This is a genomic window from Achromobacter pulmonis (assembly GCF_902859765.1).
In the GTDB taxonomy this organism is placed as follows: Bacteria; Pseudomonadota; Gammaproteobacteria; order Burkholderiales; family Burkholderiaceae_B; genus Achromobacter; species Achromobacter pulmonis.
Genome location: NZ_CADIJV010000009.1, coordinates 24,037 through 42,597, shown reverse-complemented (window position 1 = coordinate 42,597; position 18,561 = coordinate 24,037). Strand labels below are relative to the sequence as shown.

Below are 18,561 nucleotides of genomic sequence, written 5' to 3'. Positions count from 1 at the left end.
GGGCCCGCCATGGAACTGCGCCAGCTTCGTTATTTCGTTCGTGTCGTCGAAGCGGGCAGCATTGGCCGCGCGGCCATGTCGCTGGGCATGGTGACGTCCGCGCTCAGCCAGCAGATCAGCCGGCTCGAAGGCGAACTGGCCACGCGGCTGCTGCAACGCAGCGCCAGCGGCGTGGTGCCCACCGACGCCGGGCTGGCGTTCTTTCGCCAGGCCCAACTGGCCCTGCGCCATGCCGACGATGCGGTCCAGGCCGCGCAGCAGGCGCGCCTGGCCGGCCACGTCAGTGTCGGCCTGTCGTCCACCACCGCCTCCATCCTGGGGGCGCCGTTCGTGCAGGCCATGAACGTCCGCTATCCGGATATTCGCCTGCACCTGGTCGAGGCGCTGTCGGGCCACCTGGCCGATATGCTCAACGGCCGTCAGCTCGACCTGGCCATCGTGTTCCATGCCGAGGCGGCGCGGCGCTGGAGCGTGACGCCGTTGCTGGACGAGCCGCTGTACCTGTGCGCCGGGCGCGGCATGGCCGGCCTGCCCGCCGGTCCGAACACCCGCCTGGAGGAGATCGCCGGCCTGCCGCTGGTGCTGCCCAGCGGCCGCCACGGACTGCGCGCCTCGGTCAACCAGGCCTTCCAGCAACTGGGCCTGGCGCCCCGCGTGGTGGCCGAGGTCGATGGCCTGGCGTTGCTGATGGATGTGGTGCAGCTGGGCTACGCCGCCACCATCCAGCCCAGTTCCGCCACCGCCCGCATCGCACCCGGGCAGCTGGTCATGGCGCGGATCGACGACGCTAACCTGTTCCGGCCCAATCTGCTGGCCAGCCTGTCGGATGACGAGCTGTCACCGGCGGCGCTGGCCGCGCGCCTGGTGCTGGCCGACGTGTCGCGCACCCTGGCGCGCGAGGGCAAGTGGGCGGTGAGGGCGCTGCATACCGGCTGAGCGGATGCCGCGCCCTTCACGAATCATGAAGACCTGTTGACGCCGCGCTGATATCGCGGCGCGCGGCGCCGGCCTACAGTCCGTTCCTTGATCCGGGAACGATGACATGGTCGATGTATTGGTGATAGGCGGGGGCAATGCGGCGCTGTGCGCGGCGCTGATGGCGCGCGAGGCGGGCGCCAGTGTATTGCTGCTGGAAGCCGCGCCGCGCGCATGGCGCGGCGGCAATTCGCAGCACACGCGCAACCTGCGCTGCATGCATGACGCGCCGCAGGACGTGCTGGTGGACGCCTATCCGGAAGAGGAATACTGGCAGGACCTGCTCAAGGTCACCGGCGGCCAGACCGACGAGAAGCTGGCGCGGCTGGTGATCCGCGAGTCCGCCACCTGTCGCGGCTGGATGCGGCGCCATGGTGTCAATTTTCAGCCGCCGCTGTCGGGCGCGCTGCACGTGGCCCGCACCAACGCCTTCTTCATGGGCGGCGGCAAGGCGCTGGTCAATGCCTATTACCGCAGCGCCGAGGCCCTGGGCGTGCGCATCCGCTATGACGCGCCGGTGGACGCGCTGGAACTGGAGGGCGGCCGTTTCAAGGCCGCCCGCATCGGCGCCGAGCGCATCGAGGCGCGCGCCTGTGTGCTGGCGGCCGGCGGCTTCGAATCCAACCGCGAATGGCTGCGCGAGGCCTGGGGCCAGGACGAGCGCGGCGAATGGCCGGCGGACAACTTCCTGATTCGCGGCACACGCTACAACCAGGGCGTGCTGCTCAAGTTCATGCTGGACGCGGGCGCCGACCGCATCGGCGATCCGTCGCAGTCGCATTGCGTGGCCATCGACGCGCGCGCGCCGCTGTACGACGGCGGCATCTGTACCCGCATCGACTGCGTCTCGCTGGGTGTGGTGGTCAATCGCGAGGCGCGCCGTTTCTACGACGAGGGCGAGGATTTCTGGCCCAAGCGCTATGCCATCTGGGGCCGCCTGACGGCGATGCAGCCGGGGCAGATCGCTTATTCCATCATTGATGCCAAGGCCGTCGGCCGCTTCATGCCGCCGGTGTTTCCCGGCGTCACCGCCGATTCCGTGCCCGAACTGGGGCGCCGCCTGGGCCTGGACCCGGTGGCATTCGAGCACACCATCCGCGAATACAACCAGGCCTGTCGCGCCGGCACCTTCGACCACACGGTGCTGGACGACTGCCGCACCGAGGGTCTCGCGCCCGCCAAGACCCACTGGGCCCGGCCCATCGACACCGCGCCGTTCTACGGCTACGCGCTGCGGCCCGGCATCACCTTCACTTACCTGGGTCTGAAAGTCGACGAAACCGCCGCGGTGCGTTTCGACGGCGTGCCCAGCGACAACCTGTTCGTGGCGGGCGAGATGATGGCCGGCAACGTGTTGGGCAAGGGCTATACGGCAGGGGTCGGCATGTCCATCGGCACCGCCTTCGGCCGTATCGCCGGCACCCGCGCCGCCGCCGCCGCTCAACGTACCCACCGCAACGGAGCCCAGCATGCGGCAGCTTGAGACCCTGGCCCGCGAGGCCGAATCTTTGGCGCAGTCGGCGCCGGCCATGATCGAACAGCCGGTGCGCTGGCATGGCCGGGGCGCCGCCGCCCTCAGTCAGGACGAAACCGAGGTGGCGCGGGTCATGCAGATCTGCAATGCCTGCCGCTACTGCGAGGGCTTTTGCGCCGTTTTCCCGGCGATGACCCGGCGCCTGGAGTTCGGCAAGGCCGATCTGAACTACCTGGCCAACCTGTGCCACAACTGTGGCGCCTGCCTGCATGCCTGTCAGTACGCGCCGCCGCACGAGTTCGCGGTGAACGTGCCGCAGGCCATGGCCAAGGTGCGGTTGCAGACCTATACGGAATACGCCTTCCCGGCGGCGCTGGGCAAGCTGTACCGGCGCAACGGGCTGACGCTGTCGCTGGCCGCGGCGGCCGCCTTGGCGCTGTTCCTGGCCCTGACCGTGATGCTGACGGGCGGCCTGTGGCACGCGCCGCTGGCGGGCAATTTCTATGCGGTGTTTCCGCACAACACGCTGGCGCTGATGTTCGGCGCGGTGTTCGGCTTCGCCATGCTGGCGCTTGGCATCGGCGCGGCGCGCTTCTGGCGCGATGTCAGCCCAGGGGCGGCCAGCGGCGCGGCGGTGGCCGAGGCCGCGCACGACGCGCTGCGCCTGCGTTACCTGGATGGCGGCCATGGGAAGGGCTGCAACAACGCCGACGACGCCTTTACGCTGTGGCGCCGGCGCTTCCACCACTTTACCTTCTACGGCTTCATGTTGTGCTTTGCCGCCACCTGCGTGGCCACGCTCTATCACTACCTGCTGGGCGAGCAGGCGCCGTATCCGTTCTGGAGCGCGCCGGTGCTGCTGGGCACCGCGGGCGGCATCGGCCTGTTGATCGGGCCGGCGGGACTGCTGTGGCTGAACCTGAAGCGCCACCCGTTGCAGGGTGACGCGGCGCAGAAGCCGATGGATCGGGGCTTCATCGCCTTGCTGCTGTTGACCAGCGCCACGGGCCTGGCGCTGCTGGCCGGCCGCGATACCGGCGCCATGGCGTTGCTGCTGGCGGTGCATCTGGGCGTGGTGATGGCGCTGTTCCTGACCCTGCCTTACGGCAAGTTCGCGCACGGCATCTACCGCTGCGCGGCGTTGCTGAAGTGGTCGATCGAGAAGCGCCAGCCCGACACCCTGCGCACGGGCGCCGACTGAGGCGATTGCCTGCCGCCGCGCGCGGGGCCCACGCGTTCGCATGACGGCGCCCTCGAAGGCGCCGCGATTCCAATATTCTTCAGGAGACTTGCATGTTCCCTCATTGCCTTGCCCGCCTGGCGCTCGCCGCCTGTCTCGTGTCAGCCCTGCCGGCGGCCCACGCGCAGTCGTTTCCCGCCAAGCCGATCACCCTGGTGGTGCCGCATTCGGCCGGCGGCACCTCGGACATCCTGGCGCGCACGGTGGCGGCCGAGGCCGCCAAATCGCTCGGCCAGACCATCGTGGTCGACAACAAGGGGGGCGCCAACGGCACCATCGCCGCCAAGCAGGTGGCGTCGGCCGCGCCGGATGGCTATACGCTGTTGCTGGCGACCGCCAGCACCCATGGCATCAATCCCTCGCTGTACTCCCGCATCTCGTACGACGCGGTCAAGGACTTCAAGCCGGTCACGTTGCTGGCGACCGTGCCCAATGTGCTGGTGGTCGGCCCCAATCTGAAAGTGAACAGCGTGCAGGAGCTGATCGCCTACATCAAGAGCCAGGGCGATCGCATCAACATGGGCTCGGCCGGGGCCGGCACGCCGGGCCACCTGGCCGGCGAGATGTTCAAGCGCGAGGCGGGGCTGCAGTTCACGCATGTGCCGTACAAGGGCGGCAGCCCGGCCATCACCGACCTGATCGGCGGCCAGATCGACTTCATGTTCACCACGATTCCGGGCGTGCTGCCGCACGTGAAGGCCGGCACCCTGCGGGCGCTGGCGGTGACCTCGCCGCAGCGCTCGCCCGCCCTGGCTGGGATTCCCACCATGGCGGAGTCCGGTCTGGCGGGTTTCCAGGCCCTGTCGTGGCATGGGGTGGTGGCGCCAGCGGGCACGCCGGATGCGGTGGTGGCCCGCCTGAACGAGGCCTTGAGCGGCGCGTTGGCCGCGCCGGCGGTCAAGCAGCGCCTGATGGAGGAAGGGGCGCAGGCGTCGACGCTGCACACCGCGGCCTTCGGCGAGTTCATCCAGCAGGAGATCGCGGCCTGGGCGCGGGCAGTGAAGGATTCCGGCGCCACCGTGAACTGAGCCCGGCGCCGACGCAGCGCGGCATGGCCGCGCCCGTCAGGCGGGGGCGTTCAGCGCGCCTGATAGGCGTCGCACAGGGCCAGGTATTCGTCGCCGCTGATTTCCAGCGCCATCGCCTGGACCAGCACCCGCTTGCGGTCCGGCAGCGAGGTCTTGAGCTGGATCTGCCGCGCGGTGGGGATGCCGACGTAGGTCTGATTGACGTAAGTGTTTTCGTTGATGGCGTGCCACGGAATGACGGCGCCGTCCGTCAGCCGCAGACCTTCGCGCGTGAAAGTGATCACCGGCTTGGCGGGGCCGAAGGCGCGCATCAGGCAGCGGATCACCAGCCAGACGCCGATGGCCGCGATGGCGGCGAAGAACGCCATGCCGCCGAGATTGTCCCGTGCGCGAACGGCCATGGCGCCGAACGCCAGCGCGGCCACCGTCCAGATGACGGCGCCGGTAATGAGGCGGTTGCGCGAGTAGTACACCGGGCGGTCGGCCAGGGTCTGGGCTTGGTGCGAGGTGGAGCTGTAGATTTCCATGTCGAGAGGTTGCGTGCGAAAGGAGGAGGGGCCGCCAGGGGCGGGATTTCGGCGTCAGGCGGGCAGATAGTGCCGTAGGCAGGCCAGCAGCACCGGCTCGTTGTCGATGCCGGATCGGTCGACTTTGTGGGTCTTGCCTTGGGCGACGATGATCAGCGTCTCGTCGGTTTCCATGCCTTCGCTGTCGGATTGCGTGCGGATGGTGTCGATGCTGGACCATGGAATCGACCGGCCCTTGTAGACCAGGCCGGCCGTGTTCATGCCGAGCGTGCCGAAGTCGACGGTGGCGCCGGCGTCGATGCGGCGTCGGGCGTCGGCTTCGAGATTGCCGCCCACGCGCGCATCCAATTGCTCCAGCAGCGCCTCGGCATGGCCCCAGATCGCCAGGCGCAGGCGTACGCGCCGGCCGTCGGCCAGCGTCAGCAGCAGGTGATCGCGGTTGTGCCGATGGCGCATCGAGGCGATGTCGGCGTAGGGCACCGTAAGCGTGCCCAGATGCAGCGCGCGCTCATCCAGCGTCAGCGCGGCCGGCGCGCGCCACCACGCGACCAGGTCGGCGCCGCGCCACAGCAGATAGCCCACGGTGGGCAGCGTCAGGAAAAAGACCAGCCACATGGCGCGATAGCGCAGCATCTCGACCAGCAGGCGGCGCGGCAGCAGCCAGATGTCGATGACGGCCAGCAGTTGCGCGGCGAACAGATAGAGCAGCGCCGCCGCGCCCAGGTAGCAACCCAGCGCGTGGCGCGGAAGAACACGAGGAAATGAAACCGTCATGGGAGTCGGACCGCGACGCGGCACCGTCCTGAACTTTGAAGGTTTCGCACTCTAAGGCGATGGCCGGCAGCTCGGGGTTTCCATCTGTATCAATATCGCGGATTTCATGTCGTCATCCGCGTGCCGGGCATCGACCTGCCGCGCGGCGCTTCAGAACGTTTCCCCCTGCCGCACCGCCAGCGCCGCCGCCGCCGCGCGGGTTTCCACGCCGAGTTTGACGTAGATGTGTTCCAGATGCTTGTTGACCGTGCGGGGCGCCATACCCAGGATCTCGGCGATATCCCGATTGGTCTTGCCCTTGGCCAACCAGCGCAGCACGTCGGCCTCGCGCGGCGTCAGGCCGTAGGCCGGCGCCAGGGGCGCCGTTTCCTGCAACAGCAGCAAGGTCTCGCCGCTGCGCCGCGATGCCGACAGGCTCAAGGTCAGGCGGCCCCGCGCGGCGACGATCTCCAGGGGCGCGGCGGCCGGCCCGGCCGCCAGATTGCCCGCCACCCAATCCGCCAAGGGCACCGGCAGCTCCGCCGCCTCCTCCGCGCACCCGAAATACGCCGCCAACCAGAGCCGTGCCTTGCCGGTCTTCCAGATCGGCCGCCCGCGCGCATCCAGCGCCACCACGGCACGCGCCGCCGCATCGATTGCATCGAAGGCCGCCGACAGGCTGCGCGCATTGCGCAGATGCGTCTGCAGCCTGGCCACCACCACATCCGGGTCCAGCGGCTTGGTCACATAATCCACGCCGCCCACCCGGAACCCTTTCAATACGTGCTCGGGCTCGGTCAGGCCCGTCATGAACACCACCGGAACCTGGCCCGCCGCCGGATGCGCCTTCAGGCGCGCGCAGGTCTCGAACCCATCCATCCCCGGCATCACCGCATCGAGCAGCACGATGTCGGGCACCACGAAGTCCACCCGTTCTATCGCCGACTGGCCATCGGTTGCCACCAGCACCTGATAACCCGCCTCGTCCAGCGCGGTGGAGAGCATTTTCAGATTGTCCGGCGCATCATCGACCAGCATGACGAGGTTTTTATCGGGCGTGGGCATGGTGACGCTGTACATGGTGTTTGAGCACCTGATTGAACTCACTCAGTTGAAACTCGCCCGCCAGCGCCCGCAGGTGCGCCGTCAACTCACGCGCCTCGGCCCGGCGGCCCTGTATTTCTTCCAGCTTGGCCTGTATGCCCTTGATATAGCCCATGGCCCCCAGTTCCAGCAGCGCCTCGGCATCCTCGCGTTCCAGCGCCACCCGGTGCAGATCGCCCGCCGGCAGCGCCGCCTCCACCTGGGCCACCTGCCAGTCCAGCTTGAGCAAACTGCCGAGCTGGTTGAGCAAGTCTTCGTACATCACCGGCTTGGCGATGAATGCGTTATGCCCGCTCTGCGCCGGGTCTTTCGGATCCAGCCCCAGGATATTGGCCGACAGCATCACAATGGGCACGGCCACGCCCGCTTCGCGCAAGCACCGCAGCACTTCCCATCCCGTCATGTCCGGCATCGAGACGTCCATCAATATCAGGGCCGGCCGCAGCGTGTGCACGCAGGCCAGGCAAGCCGCGCCGTGCGGCGCCTCATGCACCTCAAAGCCCAGCGGCTCCAGCAGATCGCGCACCAGGCGCCGCTGCGAAGGCTGATCATCCACCGTCAGGATCCGCAGCCGCTCTCCGCGATAGCCCACTACCAGCCCCGAGGGTCGGGCATCGCTGCGCGGCGAACGCACCTCCGGCAAAAACAGCTTGAGCGTAAACACACTGCCGCGGCCGACCGCGCTGCGCACCGTCAACTCGCCACCCATGATGCCGGTCAGCATGCGGCAGATGGTCAGGCCCAGGCCGGTGCCGGAATCGGCTTGCTCAGCCGCCGCCCAGCTGCGTTCAAAGGGCAGAAAGATGCGTTCCAGGTCCTCGGCCGGTATGCCCCGGCCGCTGTCCTCCACTTCGAACAGCACCATATCGGCCGCCGACTTCACGCGCATCGACACCCGCCCGGCCGAGGTGAACTTCAGCGCATTGCTCAACAGATTGATCAGAATCTGCCGCAGCCGCTTCTCATCGATATGCACGATGGATGGCAGTTCCGTCGCCTCGTAGCAAAAGGTCAGCCCTTTCAGCGCGCTCTGCGGCCGGAACATCTGCACGATCTGCTCCAGGAACTCCGGCAGGCGCAGTTCGCTGTTCTCCAGCCTCAGCCTGCCCGCCTCGATGCGGGCAATGTCCAGCAAGCCATCGATCAGGCCAATCAAATGCTTGCCGCTGCGGTGAATCACATCGATGGCCTCGCGCCGCGCCGGCGGCAAGGCCGGGTCGCGCTGCAGAATCTGGGCGTAACCCAGGATGCTGTTCAAGGGCGCGCGCAACTCATGGCTCATGCCGCCCATGAAACGGCTCTTGGCAAGATTGGCGCTTTCGGCCGCCTCCTTGGCCTGCTGCAACTGCGCGTCGGTCTGTTTGTGCGCCTCGATTTCGCGCAGCAGCAGATGGGTCTGGCGATCCGATTCCTCTTGCGCCACGCGCCGGCTCTCATGCGCCAGCACCAGCCACCAGGCGGCTACGCCGCCGATCAGCGACAAGGCGGCATACAGCTTGAAGAAGGTGGGCCGCAGACCCGAGGGGTCCAGGCCGGCCCGCATGTGACTGGCGTACTCCTGGTAGTAGATCAAGCCCAGAATGCCGGCCAGCAGCGTCCCCATCCCCGCCACGATCAAGAGGTAATGGCCCAGGCGGCTGTGCAGCAGCGGCGTGATACGCGCCGGCAACAGCCGGCCCAACACCGCCTGCACCTGGTCCTTCAAGCGGCCTTGCTGTTTGCAGCGATCCTGGCAGCGCGCATCCAGCGTGCAGCACAAGGAACAGATGGCGCCGTTATAGGCCGGACAATGGGCCATGTCCGGCTGTTCGAAACGGTTGGCGCAGATCACACAGACGTGATCCGATCCGGCGACGTCGACCGGCGTGCGCGCCAGGTTGTAGCGTCCCCGCGTGCGCCAGGCGATCACCGGCGCGCAGACAAAGGCCGCCAGCAAGGCCACGAAGGGCGACAACGCCTGCGCCAGCGCGCCCGCGGTGCCCGGAAACACGCCGGCAAAGGCCAGCAGGCCGAGTGTCATGGCGATCAGCATGCTGCCCACCCCGACCGGGTTGATGTCATACAGATAGGCGCGGCGAAACTCGATGCGGTCCGGCGACAGGCCCAGGGGCTTGTTGATCACCAGGTCCGCCACCAGCGCGCCGATCCAGGCCAGCGCAACGTGCGAGAACACTGCCAGCACATGCTCCAGCGCGCCGAACACGCCCATCTCCATCAGGACCACGGCGATCAGCACGTTGAACACCAGCCACACCACGCGGCCCGGATGGCTGTGCGTGATGCGGGCAAAGAAGTTGGACCAGGCCAGCGAGCCGGCATAGGCATTGGTCACATTGATCTTGACCTGCGAGACCACCACAAAGGCCGTCACCAGCGCCAGCGCGAGCGCGGGGTCGCTGACCACATAGGTATAGGCCGCCAGATACATATGGGTGGGGTCGCCGGCTTTGTCGGCCGGCGCGCCCAGCGACAAAGCCAGCCAGGCCAGAAAGGCGCCGCCCAGGATCTTGGCCGCGCCCGGCAGGATCCAGCCCGGACCCGCGCAGACCAGGGCGAGCCACCAGCGCCGGCGGTTGGCCGCCGTGCGTTCGGGCAGAAAGCGCAGGAAGTCGACCTGTTCACCGATCTGCGTCACCAGCGAGGCGGCCACCGCCACCGCCGAGCCAAACATCAGCAGGTTGAAGCTGCCGCCCCGGCCGTCATGGCCCGGAAACCGCAGAAATTCCCCCAGCGTTCCGGGATCGCGGAAGGCGATGAAGGCATAGGGCAGGAGCAGCAGCACCAGCCAGAGCGGCTGCGTCCACGACTGCAGCCGGCTGATGAAGGTGATGCCATAAGCCACCATGGGCAGGATGACCACGGCGCACAGGAGATAGCCGATGGACAGCGGCAAGCCAGTGGCCAGTTCGATGGCCAGCGCCATGATGGCCGCCTCCAGCGCAAAAAAGATAAAGGTAAAGGAGGCGTAGATCAGCGAAGTGATGGTCGAGCCGATATAGCCAAAGCCGGCCCCGCGCGTCAGCAGATCCATGTCCAGGCCATGGCGCGCGGCGTAATAGGCGATCGGCAAGCCGGTCAGGAAGGTGACCAGGGCCACGGCAATGATGGCCCAGAAGGCATTCACAAAGCCGTAGTTCAGCGCCAGCGCGCCGCCGATCGCTTCCAGCGCCAGGAAGGACACGGCCCCCAAAGCGGTATTGGCGACGCGGAACTCCGACCATTTGCGAAACGACACCGGCGTGAAACGCAGGGCATAGTCTTCCAGCGTCTCATTGGCGACCCAGGTGTTGTAGTCGCGGCGGATCTTGACAATGCGTTGAGGCGCGCTGGCTGACAAATCGGGCTCCGGGGGGGTAGGGGATACGTCATTGAACGTAGTTGCCGTTGTAACGCCGGGGGGGCTGGCCTGCCTCTACGTCAATCAACGTATGTTGCACTGCGTCATAGGCCCCTAGTATGCCCTCACCCTCCGGGCTGCGGCATGTGCCGCGCATGCTCGGTTTCCCTGGTCGTGATCCACTGAGGAGTCATCGATGTCTGGCAAACCCCCTTTTGATACTGCCCCGGAACTGCCCTCGCGCCGGCGCCTGGCCTTGGCTTTTGCCTCCCTGCCGCTGTTGGGCATACCGGCGCTGTCGCGCGCGGCCGCCCCGGCCACCTCGGCCATCAACACCACCGGCCTGGCCATTACCGACACCGAAGTCACGGTCGGCCAGTTGCACTCGGCGACCGGCACCATGGCCATCAGCGAAACGGGGTCGATTCAGTCCGAGCGTCTGGCCATCGAGCAGATCAACGCCATGGGCGGCATCCTTGGCCGCAAGATCAAGATCATCCAGGAAGACGGCGCCTCCGACTGGCCGACTTTTGCCGAAAAGGCCCGCAAACTGCTGGTCAGCGACAAGGTCGCCACCGTGTTCGGCTGCTGGACCTCGGCCTCGCGCAAGGCGGTCCTGCCGGTATTCGAGAAAGAAAACGGCCTGCTCTACTACCCGACCTTCTATGAAGGCCTGGAACAGTCCAAGAACGTCTTCTATACCGGCCAGGAGGCCACGCAGCAGATCCTGTCCAGCCTGGACTGGCTGGCGCGCGAGAAGAAGGCGCGCTCCTACTACCTGATCGGCTCCGATTACATCTGGCCGCGCACCTCGAACAAGATCGCCCGCAAGCATATCGAGAACGTGCTCAAGGGCGAAGTGGTGGGCGAGGAATACTACCCGCTGGGCCACACGCAATTCGGCTCGCTGATCAACAAGATCAAGCTGAAAAAGCCCGATGTCGTCTTCGCCGTGGTGGTGGGCGGCAGCAATGTGTCCTTCTACAAACAGCTCAAGGCCGCCGGCGTCACCAGCGGCAAGCAAAAGCTCCTGACCATCTCGGTGACCGAGGATGAGCTGCTGGGCATCGGCGGTGAAAACGCCGAAGGCTTCTGGTCGTGCATGAAGTACTTCCAGAGCCTGGACAACGCCAACAACAAGAAATTCGTCGAGGCCTTCAAGGCCAAGTACGGCGCCAATGCCGTCATCGGCGATGTGACCCAGGCGGCCTATCTGGGCCCCTGGTTGTGGAAGATGGCGGTGGAGAAGGCCGGCAGCTTCGATGTCGACAAAGTGGTCGCCGCCTCGGCCGGGCTGGAATTCAAGGAAGCGCCCGAAGGCTACGTCAAGGTCGACCCCAACCACCACCTGTGGAGCAAGACCCGCATCGGCCAGATTCGCAAGGATGGCCAGTTCGACGTGATCTTCGAAACCCCGGAGCTGATCAAACCCGATCCCTTCCCCAAGGGTTATCAGTAATCACCTCGATCCGGGCGCCGCGCGCGGCGCCCTTTCCACTGCCGGGAGCCATTCATGGAATCCTTCTCCGATCTCGGGGCCATCCTGCTGATGCAGGGCTTCAACGGTCTGTCGGTCTTCAGCGTGCTCTTGCTGATGGCCTTGGGCCTGGCGATCATCTTTGGCCAGATGGGCGTCATCAATATGGCCCATGGCGAGTTCCTGGCGGTGGGCGCCTACTGCACCTATCTCTGTTCCGAACTGGTCCAGCAATACGCGCCCGGCCTGATGCCGGCCTACTTCTTCGTCGCCATCATGCTGGCCTTCGCCGTGACCTTCAGCCTGGGCTGGCTGGTCGAGTGGCTGATGATCCGCCATCTCTACCGCCGGCCGCTGGATACGCTGCTGGCGACCTGGGGCCTGTCGCTGGTGCTGCAACAAACGCTGCGCTCGCTGTTCGGCCCGCGTGAAGTCAGCCCCACGCTGCCCGACTGGCTGATGGGCTCCTGGCAACCGCTGGACGGCGTGGACATCCCCATCAACGGCCTGTTCGTCATGTCCATCAGCATTCTGCTGACCGGCGCGCTGCTCTTGGCCTTGTATCGGTCGACCTGGGGCCTGCACGTGCGCGCCACGGTGCAAAACCGCGCCATGAGCGGCGCGGTCGGTATCGATACGAAGCGCGTGGACCGCGTGACGTTCTCGCTGGGTTGCGGGATCGCCGGCATTGCCGGCGCGGCCTTCACGACCATCGGTTCCACCGGTCCGACCAGCGGCTCGCTCTATATCGTCGACACCTTCCTGACCGTGGTGTTCGGCGGCGCGGCCAGTCTTTTCGGCACCATCGCCTCGGCTTTTGTCATCGCGCAGACCCAATCGATCTCGGAGTTCTTCATGACGGGTTCGATGGCCAAGGTGCTGACACTGTCGGCCATCGTGATCATTCTGATGCTGCGCCCGCAAGGCCTGTTCAGCATCAAGGTACGCAAGTAGGAGGCCGCGCATCATGCAGAAATTCTTTCGCAACGTCGTGGGCGGGCGCGAAGGGCTGGCCGGGCTGGCGATTCTGGCGCTGCTGCTCTTTGTGGTGTTTCCGCTGGGCCTGGACGTCTTCCGGCTCAATCTCGTCGGCAAATACCTTTCTTATGCCTTTGTCGCGCTGGGCCTGGTGCTGTGCTGGGGCTATGGCGGCATCCTGAGCCTGGGCCAGGGAGTGTTCTTCGGCTTGGGCGGCTATTGCATGGCCATGTTCCTGAAGCTGGAAGCCTCGACGCCCGAGGCTACCCGGATTCAGTCCACGCCCGGCATCCCGGACTTCATGGACTGGAACCAGCTGACCGCGTTGCCGTGGTTCTGGGTGCCCTTCAAGAGCTTCTGGTTCACCCTGATGGCGGTGCCGGTGCTGCCCTGCCTGCTGGCGTTGATCCTGGGCGTGGCCATGTTCAAGCGCCGCGTCGGCGACACCTACTTCGCCATCGTGACGCAGGCCGTGGCGCTGATCCTGTCGGTGCTCATCATCGGCCAGCAGGGCTGGACCGGCGGCGTCAATGGCATCACTGATCTGAAGACGCTGCTGGGCTGGGATATCCGCACCGACAGCGCCCGGCTGATCCTGTACTTCGTCAACGGCGCGCTGCTGTTCGCCTGCATCCTGTTCGGCCGTTACCTGCTCTCGTCCAAACTGGGCAAGCTGTTGATGGCCATGCGCGACAAAGAGGAACGGGTGCGTTTCTCGGGCTACGACGTCGCCAGCTTCAAGGTCTTCGTCTTCTGCGTGGCCGCCGTCTTCTCGGCCATAGGCGGAGCCATGTTCACCTTGCAGGTCGGCTTCATGTCGCCTTCGTTCGTGGGCATCGTGCCCTCCATCGAAATGGTCATCTTCGCCGCGGTCGGCGGCCGCCTGTCCCTGCTGGGGGCGGTCTACGGCACGCTGCTGGTCAACTTCGGCAAGAGCTATTTCTCCGAGAGTTTTCCGCAGCTCTGGCTGTTCCTGATGGGCGGCCTGTTCATTGCGGTCGTGATGGCCTTTCCCAACGGGCTGGCCGGCCTGTACAACCAATACACCCAGAAACGCCAGGCACGCAAGGCATTGCGCCGTCAGGCCGATGGCGCCACGGAGGCAGCATGAACCCCTCAGCGTTCGCGTTGTACATCGAAGGCCTGACCGTCTCGTTCAACGGCTTTGTCGCCGTCAACGACCTCAACCTGTATGTCGATCAGGGAGAGCTGCGCGTGGTCATCGGCCCCAATGGCGCCGGCAAGACCACGCTGCTGGATCTGATCTGCGGCCGCACCAAGGCCACCGCCGGCTCCATCCGCTTCAAGGACACGGAACTGACTGGCCTGGCCGAGTATGAAATCGTGCGCGCCGGGGTCGGCCGCAAATTCCAGACGCCCTCCATCTATGAAACCCTGTCCGTCCGCGAAAACCTGGAAGTGTCGTTTCCGGCCGGGCGCAGCGTGCTGGGCGCGCTGACCTTCAGACGCAGCCCGGCGGTGCTCGAACGGGTCGAGCAGGTGGCCGAGGAGATCTTTCTCGCCGATCAACTCGACCGCTCGGCAGAGCTGCTCTCGCATGGCCAGAAGCAATGGCTGGAGATCGGCATGCTGCTGATGCAGGAACCCGAGCTGATGATGCTGGACGAGCCGGTGGCCGGCATGAGCGTGTCCGAGCGCGAACGCACCGCCGACCTGCTCAATCGAATCAGCCGCAATCGGTCGCTCATCGTGATCGAGCATGACATGGAGTTCGTCAAGAACATCGCGCACAAGGTCACGGTGCTGCATCAGGGGCGGGTATTGGCCGAGGGCAGCATGGACAAGGTGCAGTCCGACCCGCGCGTGGTTGAAGTCTATCTCGGCCACTGAGGCCAGGAGGCAGTATGTTCAATATCGCTGGCCTGGTCTCAGGCTATGGCCAAAGCAAGGTCATCCACGGTGTCGACCTTGCCGTGGCTCCCGGTGAAATCGTCGCCGTGATGGGCCGCAACGGCATGGGCAAGACCACGCTCTTCAAAACCATGATGGGCATGCTGCCCGCCATGCACGGCTCGATCTCGCTGGACGGCAAGGCGCTCGAACGCCTGGAGAGCCATCAGCGCGTGCGCAGTGGGGTGGCTTACGTGCCGCAGGGCCGCATGATCTTCCCGACGCTGACCGTCGAAGAGAACATCCGCACCGGTATGCGCGGGCGGGCGCTGCGCAACACCATTCCGGAGGACATCTATGCCCTGTTCCCGGTGTTGCACGACATGCGCGGCCGGCGTGGCGGCGATCTGTCGGGCGGGCAGCAACAGCAGCTCGCCATCGCCCGCGCGCTGGTCACCAATCCGCGCGTGCTGCTGCTGGACGAGCCCACCGAGGGGATCCAGCCGTCCATCATCAAGGACATCGCCCGCAGTCTGCTGGAGATCCGCAAGCTGCGCCATCTGGCGATTGTGGTGTCCGAACAAGTCTTGAGTTTCACCATGCAGATCGCCGACCGGCTCATCGTGATCGACAAGGGCCGCTTCGTGCACGAAGACCCGCGCGAGCGCGTTGACGAGCAGACGATCAGCAAATACCTGTCTGTCTAAGTCGCTGTCCATCTCAAAGGAGCATGACATGCCCGAAACCCTGATCAAGGTCGATCTGGCCCAATCCCCCTACGAAAACGAAGGCGTGCACAATCGCTGGCATCCCGATATTCCCATGGCGACGTGGGTCAGGCCGGGCGATGATTTCGTGCTCGAAACCTACGACTGGACCGGCGGCGCGATCAAGAACGATGACGATGCCTCCGATGTGCGCGATGTGGACTTGTCCACGGTGCACTTCCTGTCCGGCCCGGTCGGTGTCGAAGGCGCCGAGCCTGGCGACCTGTTGGTGGTGGACCTGCTGGATATCGGCGCCAAGCAGGAGAGCCTGTGGGGCTTCAATGGTTTTTTCAGCAAGAACAACGGCGGCGGTTTTTTGACCGAGCACTTTCCCTCGGCGCAGAAATCGATCTGGGATTTCGAAGGCATGTTCACGACCTCGCGCCATATTCCCGGCGTGCGCTTCGCCGGCCTGATCCATCCGGGCCTGATCGGCTGCCTGCCGGATCAGGCGCTGCTGGACAAGTGGAACGAGCGTGAACAGAAGCTGATAGACAGCGATCCGCAGCGCGTTCCGCCCCTGGCCAATCCGCCGGCGCCCAAGACGGCGCACATGGGCAAGCTCAAGGGGGCTGAGCGCGATCGCGCCGCCGCCACCGGCGCGCGCACGGTACCGCCGCGCGAGCATGGCGGCAACTGCGACATCAAGGATCTGTCGCGCGGTTCCCGAGTGTTCTTCCCGGTGTACGTCAAAGGGGGCGGCCTGTCCGTGGGCGATCTGCACTTCTCGCAGGGCGATGGCGAGATCACCTTCTGCGGCGCCATCGAGATGGCTGGCTGGGTGCATATGCGGGTGTCGCTCATCAAGGGCGGCATGGCCAAGTACGGCATCCGCAATCCCATCTTCAAGCCCAGTCCCATCACGCCCAACTACAAGGACTACCTGATCTTCGAAGGCATTTCGGTCGATGAGGGCGGCAAGCAGCACTATCTGGACGTGCACATCGCCTATCGCCAGGCCTGCCTGAATGCCATCGAATATCTGAAGAAGTTCGGCTATTCGGGCGCGCAGGCGTACTCGATATTGGGCACGGCGCCGGTGCAGGGCCATATCAGCGGCGTGGTGGACATTCCCAACGCCTGCGCCACGTTGTGGCTGCCGACCGAGATCTTCGAGATCGACATCCAGCCGAATGCGCTGGGCGAGGTGCCGCAGATACAGCGTGGCATGGACATGCCCATCGCCAAAGACCTTTGAGGAGCCGGCATGCCGCTCTATGACTATCGCTGCCAGGACTGCGGCGAGTTCTCCGTGCTCAGGCCCTTGTCGCAATGGCGCGATCCCGCGCCGTGCCCCGATTGCGGCAGCGCCTGCGAGCGTTGCGTCAGCGGCGCGCCGGCGGTATCGGCGCTGTCTTCGGCCATCAACCGCGCCCGCGCCGTCAACGAACGCGCCGCCCATGAGCCCCGCAGCACCCGCGGCGGCCATGGCATGGGGTGCGGTTGCTGCTCGGGCGCCAAAGCCACTGGCCGGACACGCCAGACGGCCGACGGCGGCAAGACCTTCGCCGGCGCCCGGCCGTGGATGATCAGTCACTGAAAGCGGGCCGCGATCGTCGCCGGCTCCGAAAGGGGAGGGGCTGACCGAGCAGGGCGGCGGCGCGGTCGCGGATTGCCGGCCGCGCGCGCCATTCATGTCGCCATCAGTTTGCCCAATGTCGCCATGCCCTGTTCCATCGCGTCGTTCCAGGGATGCCCGTAGTTGAGCCGCAGGAAATTGCCGAACGCGCCGGATGGCGAGAACAGCGGCCCCGGCGCGATGCTGATGCCGTGGCCGAGCGCCGCGCGGTGCAGGCGCAGGGTGTCTATGCGCGTGGGCAGTTCGACCCAGGTGAAGTAGCCGCCCAGCGGCCGCGTGGCGCGCGTGCCCTCGGGAAAGTAGCGCGCCACCGCTTGCAGCATTTCGCCCTGCTGCAGGGCCAGCGTCTGGCGGAATTGGCGCAGGTGGCGGTCGTAGCCGCCTTGCGCCAGGTAGGCGGCGATGGCGGCCTGCGTCGGCGCGGCGGTGGCCAGGCTGGTGGTGAGCTTGTTGCGCATGATGGCGCGGGTGTAGCGCCCGGCCGCGACCCAGCCGACGCGGTAGCCCGGCGCCAGCGTCTTCGAGAACGAGGCGCAGTGCATCACCATGCCGTCGGTGTCGAAGGCCTTGGCCGGCCGCGGCCGGTTGGCGCCGAAATACAGCTCACCGTAGACGTCGTCCTCGATCAGCGCCACGCCGTGGCGCGTCAGCAGCTTGACCAGCGCCTCCTTCTTGGCCTCGGGCATCAGGCTGCCGAGCGGATTCTGGAAAGTCGTCATCAGCCAGCAGGCGCGCGGCTGGTGCTGAACGATGGCCTGTTCCAGCGCCTGCAGGTCGATGCCTTCGCGCGGATGCGTGGCCACTTCGATGGCGTGCAGCTGGTTGCGTTCGAGCGATTGCAGGGCGGCGTAGAACGTGGGCGATTCTACGATCACCGCGTCGCCGGGCCGCGTGACCGCGCTCAGGCACAAGTTGAGCGCATCGAGCGCGCCGTTGGTGATGATGATGTCGTCCACCGGCACCGACAGGCCGTCGGCCAGGTAGCGCAAGGCGATGGCGCGGCGCAGCGCAGCGTCGCCGGGACTGAGGTCGTCGATTGATCCCCACGGGTCCAGTTGCTGCACGGTGGCCGCCATGAAGCGCGCCAGCCGGCCATAGGGCAGCAGCGATGGGCTGGGAAACGCGGAGCCGAACGGCAGCATATCGCGCCGCAAGGTGGCGTTGAGCACCTGCAGCACGTTGTCGCTGACGTCCACCGGGTGGCGGCCGGCGGCGGCGCTGGACAGATCGTCGGGTTCGGGCAGCGCGGCCTGCGGGTCGCGCAGCACGTAGTAGCCGGAACGGTCGCGCGCGCGGATCAGGCCGCGCGCTTCCAGCAGGTAGTAGGCCTTGAACACCGTCGACGGGCTGACGCCCCGGCTGGCGCTGGTCTGGCGCACCGAGGGCAGGCGGTCGCCCGCCCGCAGCAGCCCTGACAGGATCGAGGCGGTGATTTCTTCGGTCAGCCGTTCGTAGCGTTTCATGAGGGGGG

General features: G+C 66.2%; 16 protein-coding genes. 11 read left to right on the top strand and 5 right to left on the bottom strand.

Annotated elements, in window-relative coordinates; translation table 11 throughout:
• The first annotated feature begins 9 nt into the window (after window positions 1-9).
• The 4 genes from HV701_RS10010 to HV701_RS09995 all read left to right on the top strand — a co-directional run bounded on the left by HV701_RS10010 (window position 10) and on the right by HV701_RS09995 (window position 4,717).
• Entirely contained in the window at window positions 10-936 is a 927-nt protein-coding gene (locus HV701_RS10010; RefSeq protein ID WP_175133012.1) for a LysR family transcriptional regulator, read from the top strand.
• 106 nt (window positions 937-1,042) lie between these two features.
• Complete coding sequence (gene tcuA / locus HV701_RS10005; protein ID WP_175132915.1) at window positions 1,043-2,458, top strand: FAD-dependent tricarballylate dehydrogenase TcuA; 1,416 nt, start codon at window positions 1,043-1,045, stop codon at window positions 2,456-2,458.
• The gene (tcuB, locus tag HV701_RS10000; protein ID WP_175132914.1) at window positions 2,445-3,650 is read left to right on the top strand and encodes a tricarballylate utilization 4Fe-4S protein TcuB; all 1,206 of its coding nucleotides are present in this window, start codon (window positions 2,445-2,447) and stop codon (window positions 3,648-3,650) included. Before tcuA ends, tcuB begins: the two co-directional genes overlap by 14 nt.
• Window positions 3,651-3,742: 92 nt before the next feature.
• Entirely contained in the window at window positions 3,743-4,717 is a 975-nt protein-coding gene (locus HV701_RS09995; RefSeq protein WP_175132913.1) for a Bug family tripartite tricarboxylate transporter substrate binding protein, read from the top strand.
• Window positions 4,718-4,767: 50 nt separating this feature from the next.
• Here the strand turns inward: HV701_RS09995 and HV701_RS09990 are convergent, their stop codons facing one another.
• The 4 genes from HV701_RS09990 to HV701_RS09975 all read right to left on the bottom strand — a co-directional run bounded on the left by HV701_RS09990 (window position 4,768) and on the right by HV701_RS09975 (window position 10,438).
• Complete coding sequence (locus HV701_RS09990; RefSeq protein WP_175132912.1) at window positions 4,768-5,244, bottom strand: hypothetical protein; 477 nt, start codon at window positions 5,242-5,244, stop codon at window positions 4,768-4,770.
• A gap of 54 nt (window positions 5,245-5,298) precedes the next feature.
• On the bottom strand, window positions 5,299-6,018 hold the full coding sequence (locus HV701_RS09985; protein WP_175132911.1) for a hypothetical protein: 720 nt from the start codon (window positions 6,016-6,018) through the stop codon (window positions 5,299-5,301).
• Window positions 6,019-6,168: 150 nt separating this feature from the next.
• Window positions 6,169-7,077, bottom strand: a complete 909-nt coding sequence (locus HV701_RS09980) for a response regulator (protein ID WP_175132910.1) — start codon at window positions 7,075-7,077, stop codon at window positions 6,169-6,171.
• On the bottom strand, window positions 7,046-10,438 hold the full coding sequence (locus tag HV701_RS09975; RefSeq protein ID WP_175132909.1) for a hybrid sensor histidine kinase/response regulator: 3,393 nt from the start codon (window positions 10,436-10,438) through the stop codon (window positions 7,046-7,048). Before HV701_RS09975 ends, HV701_RS09980 begins: the two co-directional genes overlap by 32 nt.
• A 196-nt stretch (window positions 10,439-10,634) precedes the next feature.
• On the opposite strand from HV701_RS09975, the gene urtA reads away from it, so the two are divergent.
• From urtA to HV701_RS09940, 7 genes are read left to right on the top strand one after another with little or no spacing between them, the layout of a single operon-like run.
• The gene (gene urtA / locus HV701_RS09970; protein WP_175132908.1) at window positions 10,635-11,897 is read left to right on the top strand and encodes an urea ABC transporter substrate-binding protein; all 1,263 of its coding nucleotides are present in this window, start codon (window positions 10,635-10,637) and stop codon (window positions 11,895-11,897) included.
• 54 nt (window positions 11,898-11,951) lie between these two features.
• A complete protein-coding gene (gene urtB / locus HV701_RS09965) occupies window positions 11,952-12,869 on the top strand; it encodes an urea ABC transporter permease subunit UrtB (RefSeq protein WP_175132907.1) in 918 nt (305 codons plus the stop codon).
• Window positions 12,870-12,882: 13 nt separating this feature from the next.
• Complete coding sequence (urtC, locus tag HV701_RS09960; protein WP_175132906.1) at window positions 12,883-14,004, top strand: urea ABC transporter permease subunit UrtC; 1,122 nt, start codon at window positions 12,883-12,885, stop codon at window positions 14,002-14,004.
• Window positions 14,001-14,744 carry an urea ABC transporter ATP-binding protein UrtD gene (gene urtD / locus HV701_RS09955; protein WP_175132905.1) on the top strand — a complete coding sequence of 248 codons (744 nt, stop codon included), beginning with the start codon at window positions 14,001-14,003 and terminating at the stop codon, window positions 14,742-14,744. Before urtC ends, urtD begins: the two co-directional genes overlap by 4 nt.
• A gap of 14 nt (window positions 14,745-14,758) precedes the next feature.
• The gene (urtE, locus tag HV701_RS09950) at window positions 14,759-15,451 is read left to right on the top strand and encodes an urea ABC transporter ATP-binding subunit UrtE (protein WP_175132904.1); all 693 of its coding nucleotides are present in this window, start codon (window positions 14,759-14,761) and stop codon (window positions 15,449-15,451) included.
• Between the two features lie 28 nt (window positions 15,452-15,479).
• Window positions 15,480-16,709, top strand: coding sequence for a formamidase (fmdA, locus tag HV701_RS09945; RefSeq protein ID WP_175132903.1), 1,230 nt, complete (start codon window positions 15,480-15,482; stop codon window positions 16,707-16,709).
• A 9-nt stretch (window positions 16,710-16,718) separates the two neighbouring features.
• Entirely contained in the window at window positions 16,719-17,051 is a 333-nt protein-coding gene (locus tag HV701_RS09940; RefSeq protein ID WP_175132902.1) for a zinc ribbon domain-containing protein, read from the top strand.
• 92 nt (window positions 17,052-17,143) lie between these two features.
• Here the strand turns inward: HV701_RS09940 and HV701_RS09935 are convergent, their stop codons facing one another.
• Window positions 17,144-18,553, bottom strand: coding sequence for an aminotransferase-like domain-containing protein (locus HV701_RS09935; RefSeq protein WP_175132901.1), 1,410 nt, complete (start codon window positions 18,551-18,553; stop codon window positions 17,144-17,146).
• Window positions 18,554-18,561 lie beyond the last annotated feature (8 nt).

What these genes read in the sequence shown, in the direction of transcription:
- HV701_RS10010 (WP_175133012.1), top strand. Translation starts at nt 10, where the DNA reads ATGGAACTGCGCCAGCTTCGTTATTTCGTTCGTGTCGTCGAAGCGGGC.
- tcuA (WP_175132915.1), top strand. Translation starts at nt 1,043, where the DNA reads ATGGTCGATGTATTGGTGATAGGCGGGGGCAATGCGGCGCTGTGCGCG.
- tcuB (WP_175132914.1), top strand. Translation starts at nt 2,445, where the DNA reads ATGCGGCAGCTTGAGACCCTGGCCCGCGAGGCCGAATCTTTGGCGCAG.
- HV701_RS09995 (WP_175132913.1), top strand. Translation starts at nt 3,743, where the DNA reads ATGTTCCCTCATTGCCTTGCCCGCCTGGCGCTCGCCGCCTGTCTCGTG.
- HV701_RS09990 (WP_175132912.1), bottom strand. Translation starts at nt 5,244, where the DNA reads ATGGAAATCTACAGCTCCACCTCGCACCAAGCCCAGACCCTGGCCGAC.
- HV701_RS09985 (WP_175132911.1), bottom strand. Translation starts at nt 6,018, where the DNA reads ATGACGGTTTCATTTCCTCGTGTTCTTCCGCGCCACGCGCTGGGTTGC.
- HV701_RS09980 (WP_175132910.1), bottom strand. Translation starts at nt 7,077, where the DNA reads ATGTACAGCGTCACCATGCCCACGCCCGATAAAAACCTCGTCATGCTG.
- urtA (WP_175132908.1), top strand. Translation starts at nt 10,635, where the DNA reads ATGTCTGGCAAACCCCCTTTTGATACTGCCCCGGAACTGCCCTCGCGC.
- urtB (WP_175132907.1), top strand. Translation starts at nt 11,952, where the DNA reads ATGGAATCCTTCTCCGATCTCGGGGCCATCCTGCTGATGCAGGGCTTC.
- urtC (WP_175132906.1), top strand. Translation starts at nt 12,883, where the DNA reads ATGCAGAAATTCTTTCGCAACGTCGTGGGCGGGCGCGAAGGGCTGGCC.
- urtD (WP_175132905.1), top strand. Translation starts at nt 14,001, where the DNA reads ATGAACCCCTCAGCGTTCGCGTTGTACATCGAAGGCCTGACCGTCTCG.
- urtE (WP_175132904.1), top strand. Translation starts at nt 14,759, where the DNA reads ATGTTCAATATCGCTGGCCTGGTCTCAGGCTATGGCCAAAGCAAGGTC.
- fmdA (WP_175132903.1), top strand. Translation starts at nt 15,480, where the DNA reads ATGCCCGAAACCCTGATCAAGGTCGATCTGGCCCAATCCCCCTACGAA.
- HV701_RS09940 (WP_175132902.1), top strand. Translation starts at nt 16,719, where the DNA reads ATGCCGCTCTATGACTATCGCTGCCAGGACTGCGGCGAGTTCTCCGTG.
- HV701_RS09935 (WP_175132901.1), bottom strand. Translation starts at nt 18,553, where the DNA reads ATGAAACGCTACGAACGGCTGACCGAAGAAATCACCGCCTCGATCCTG.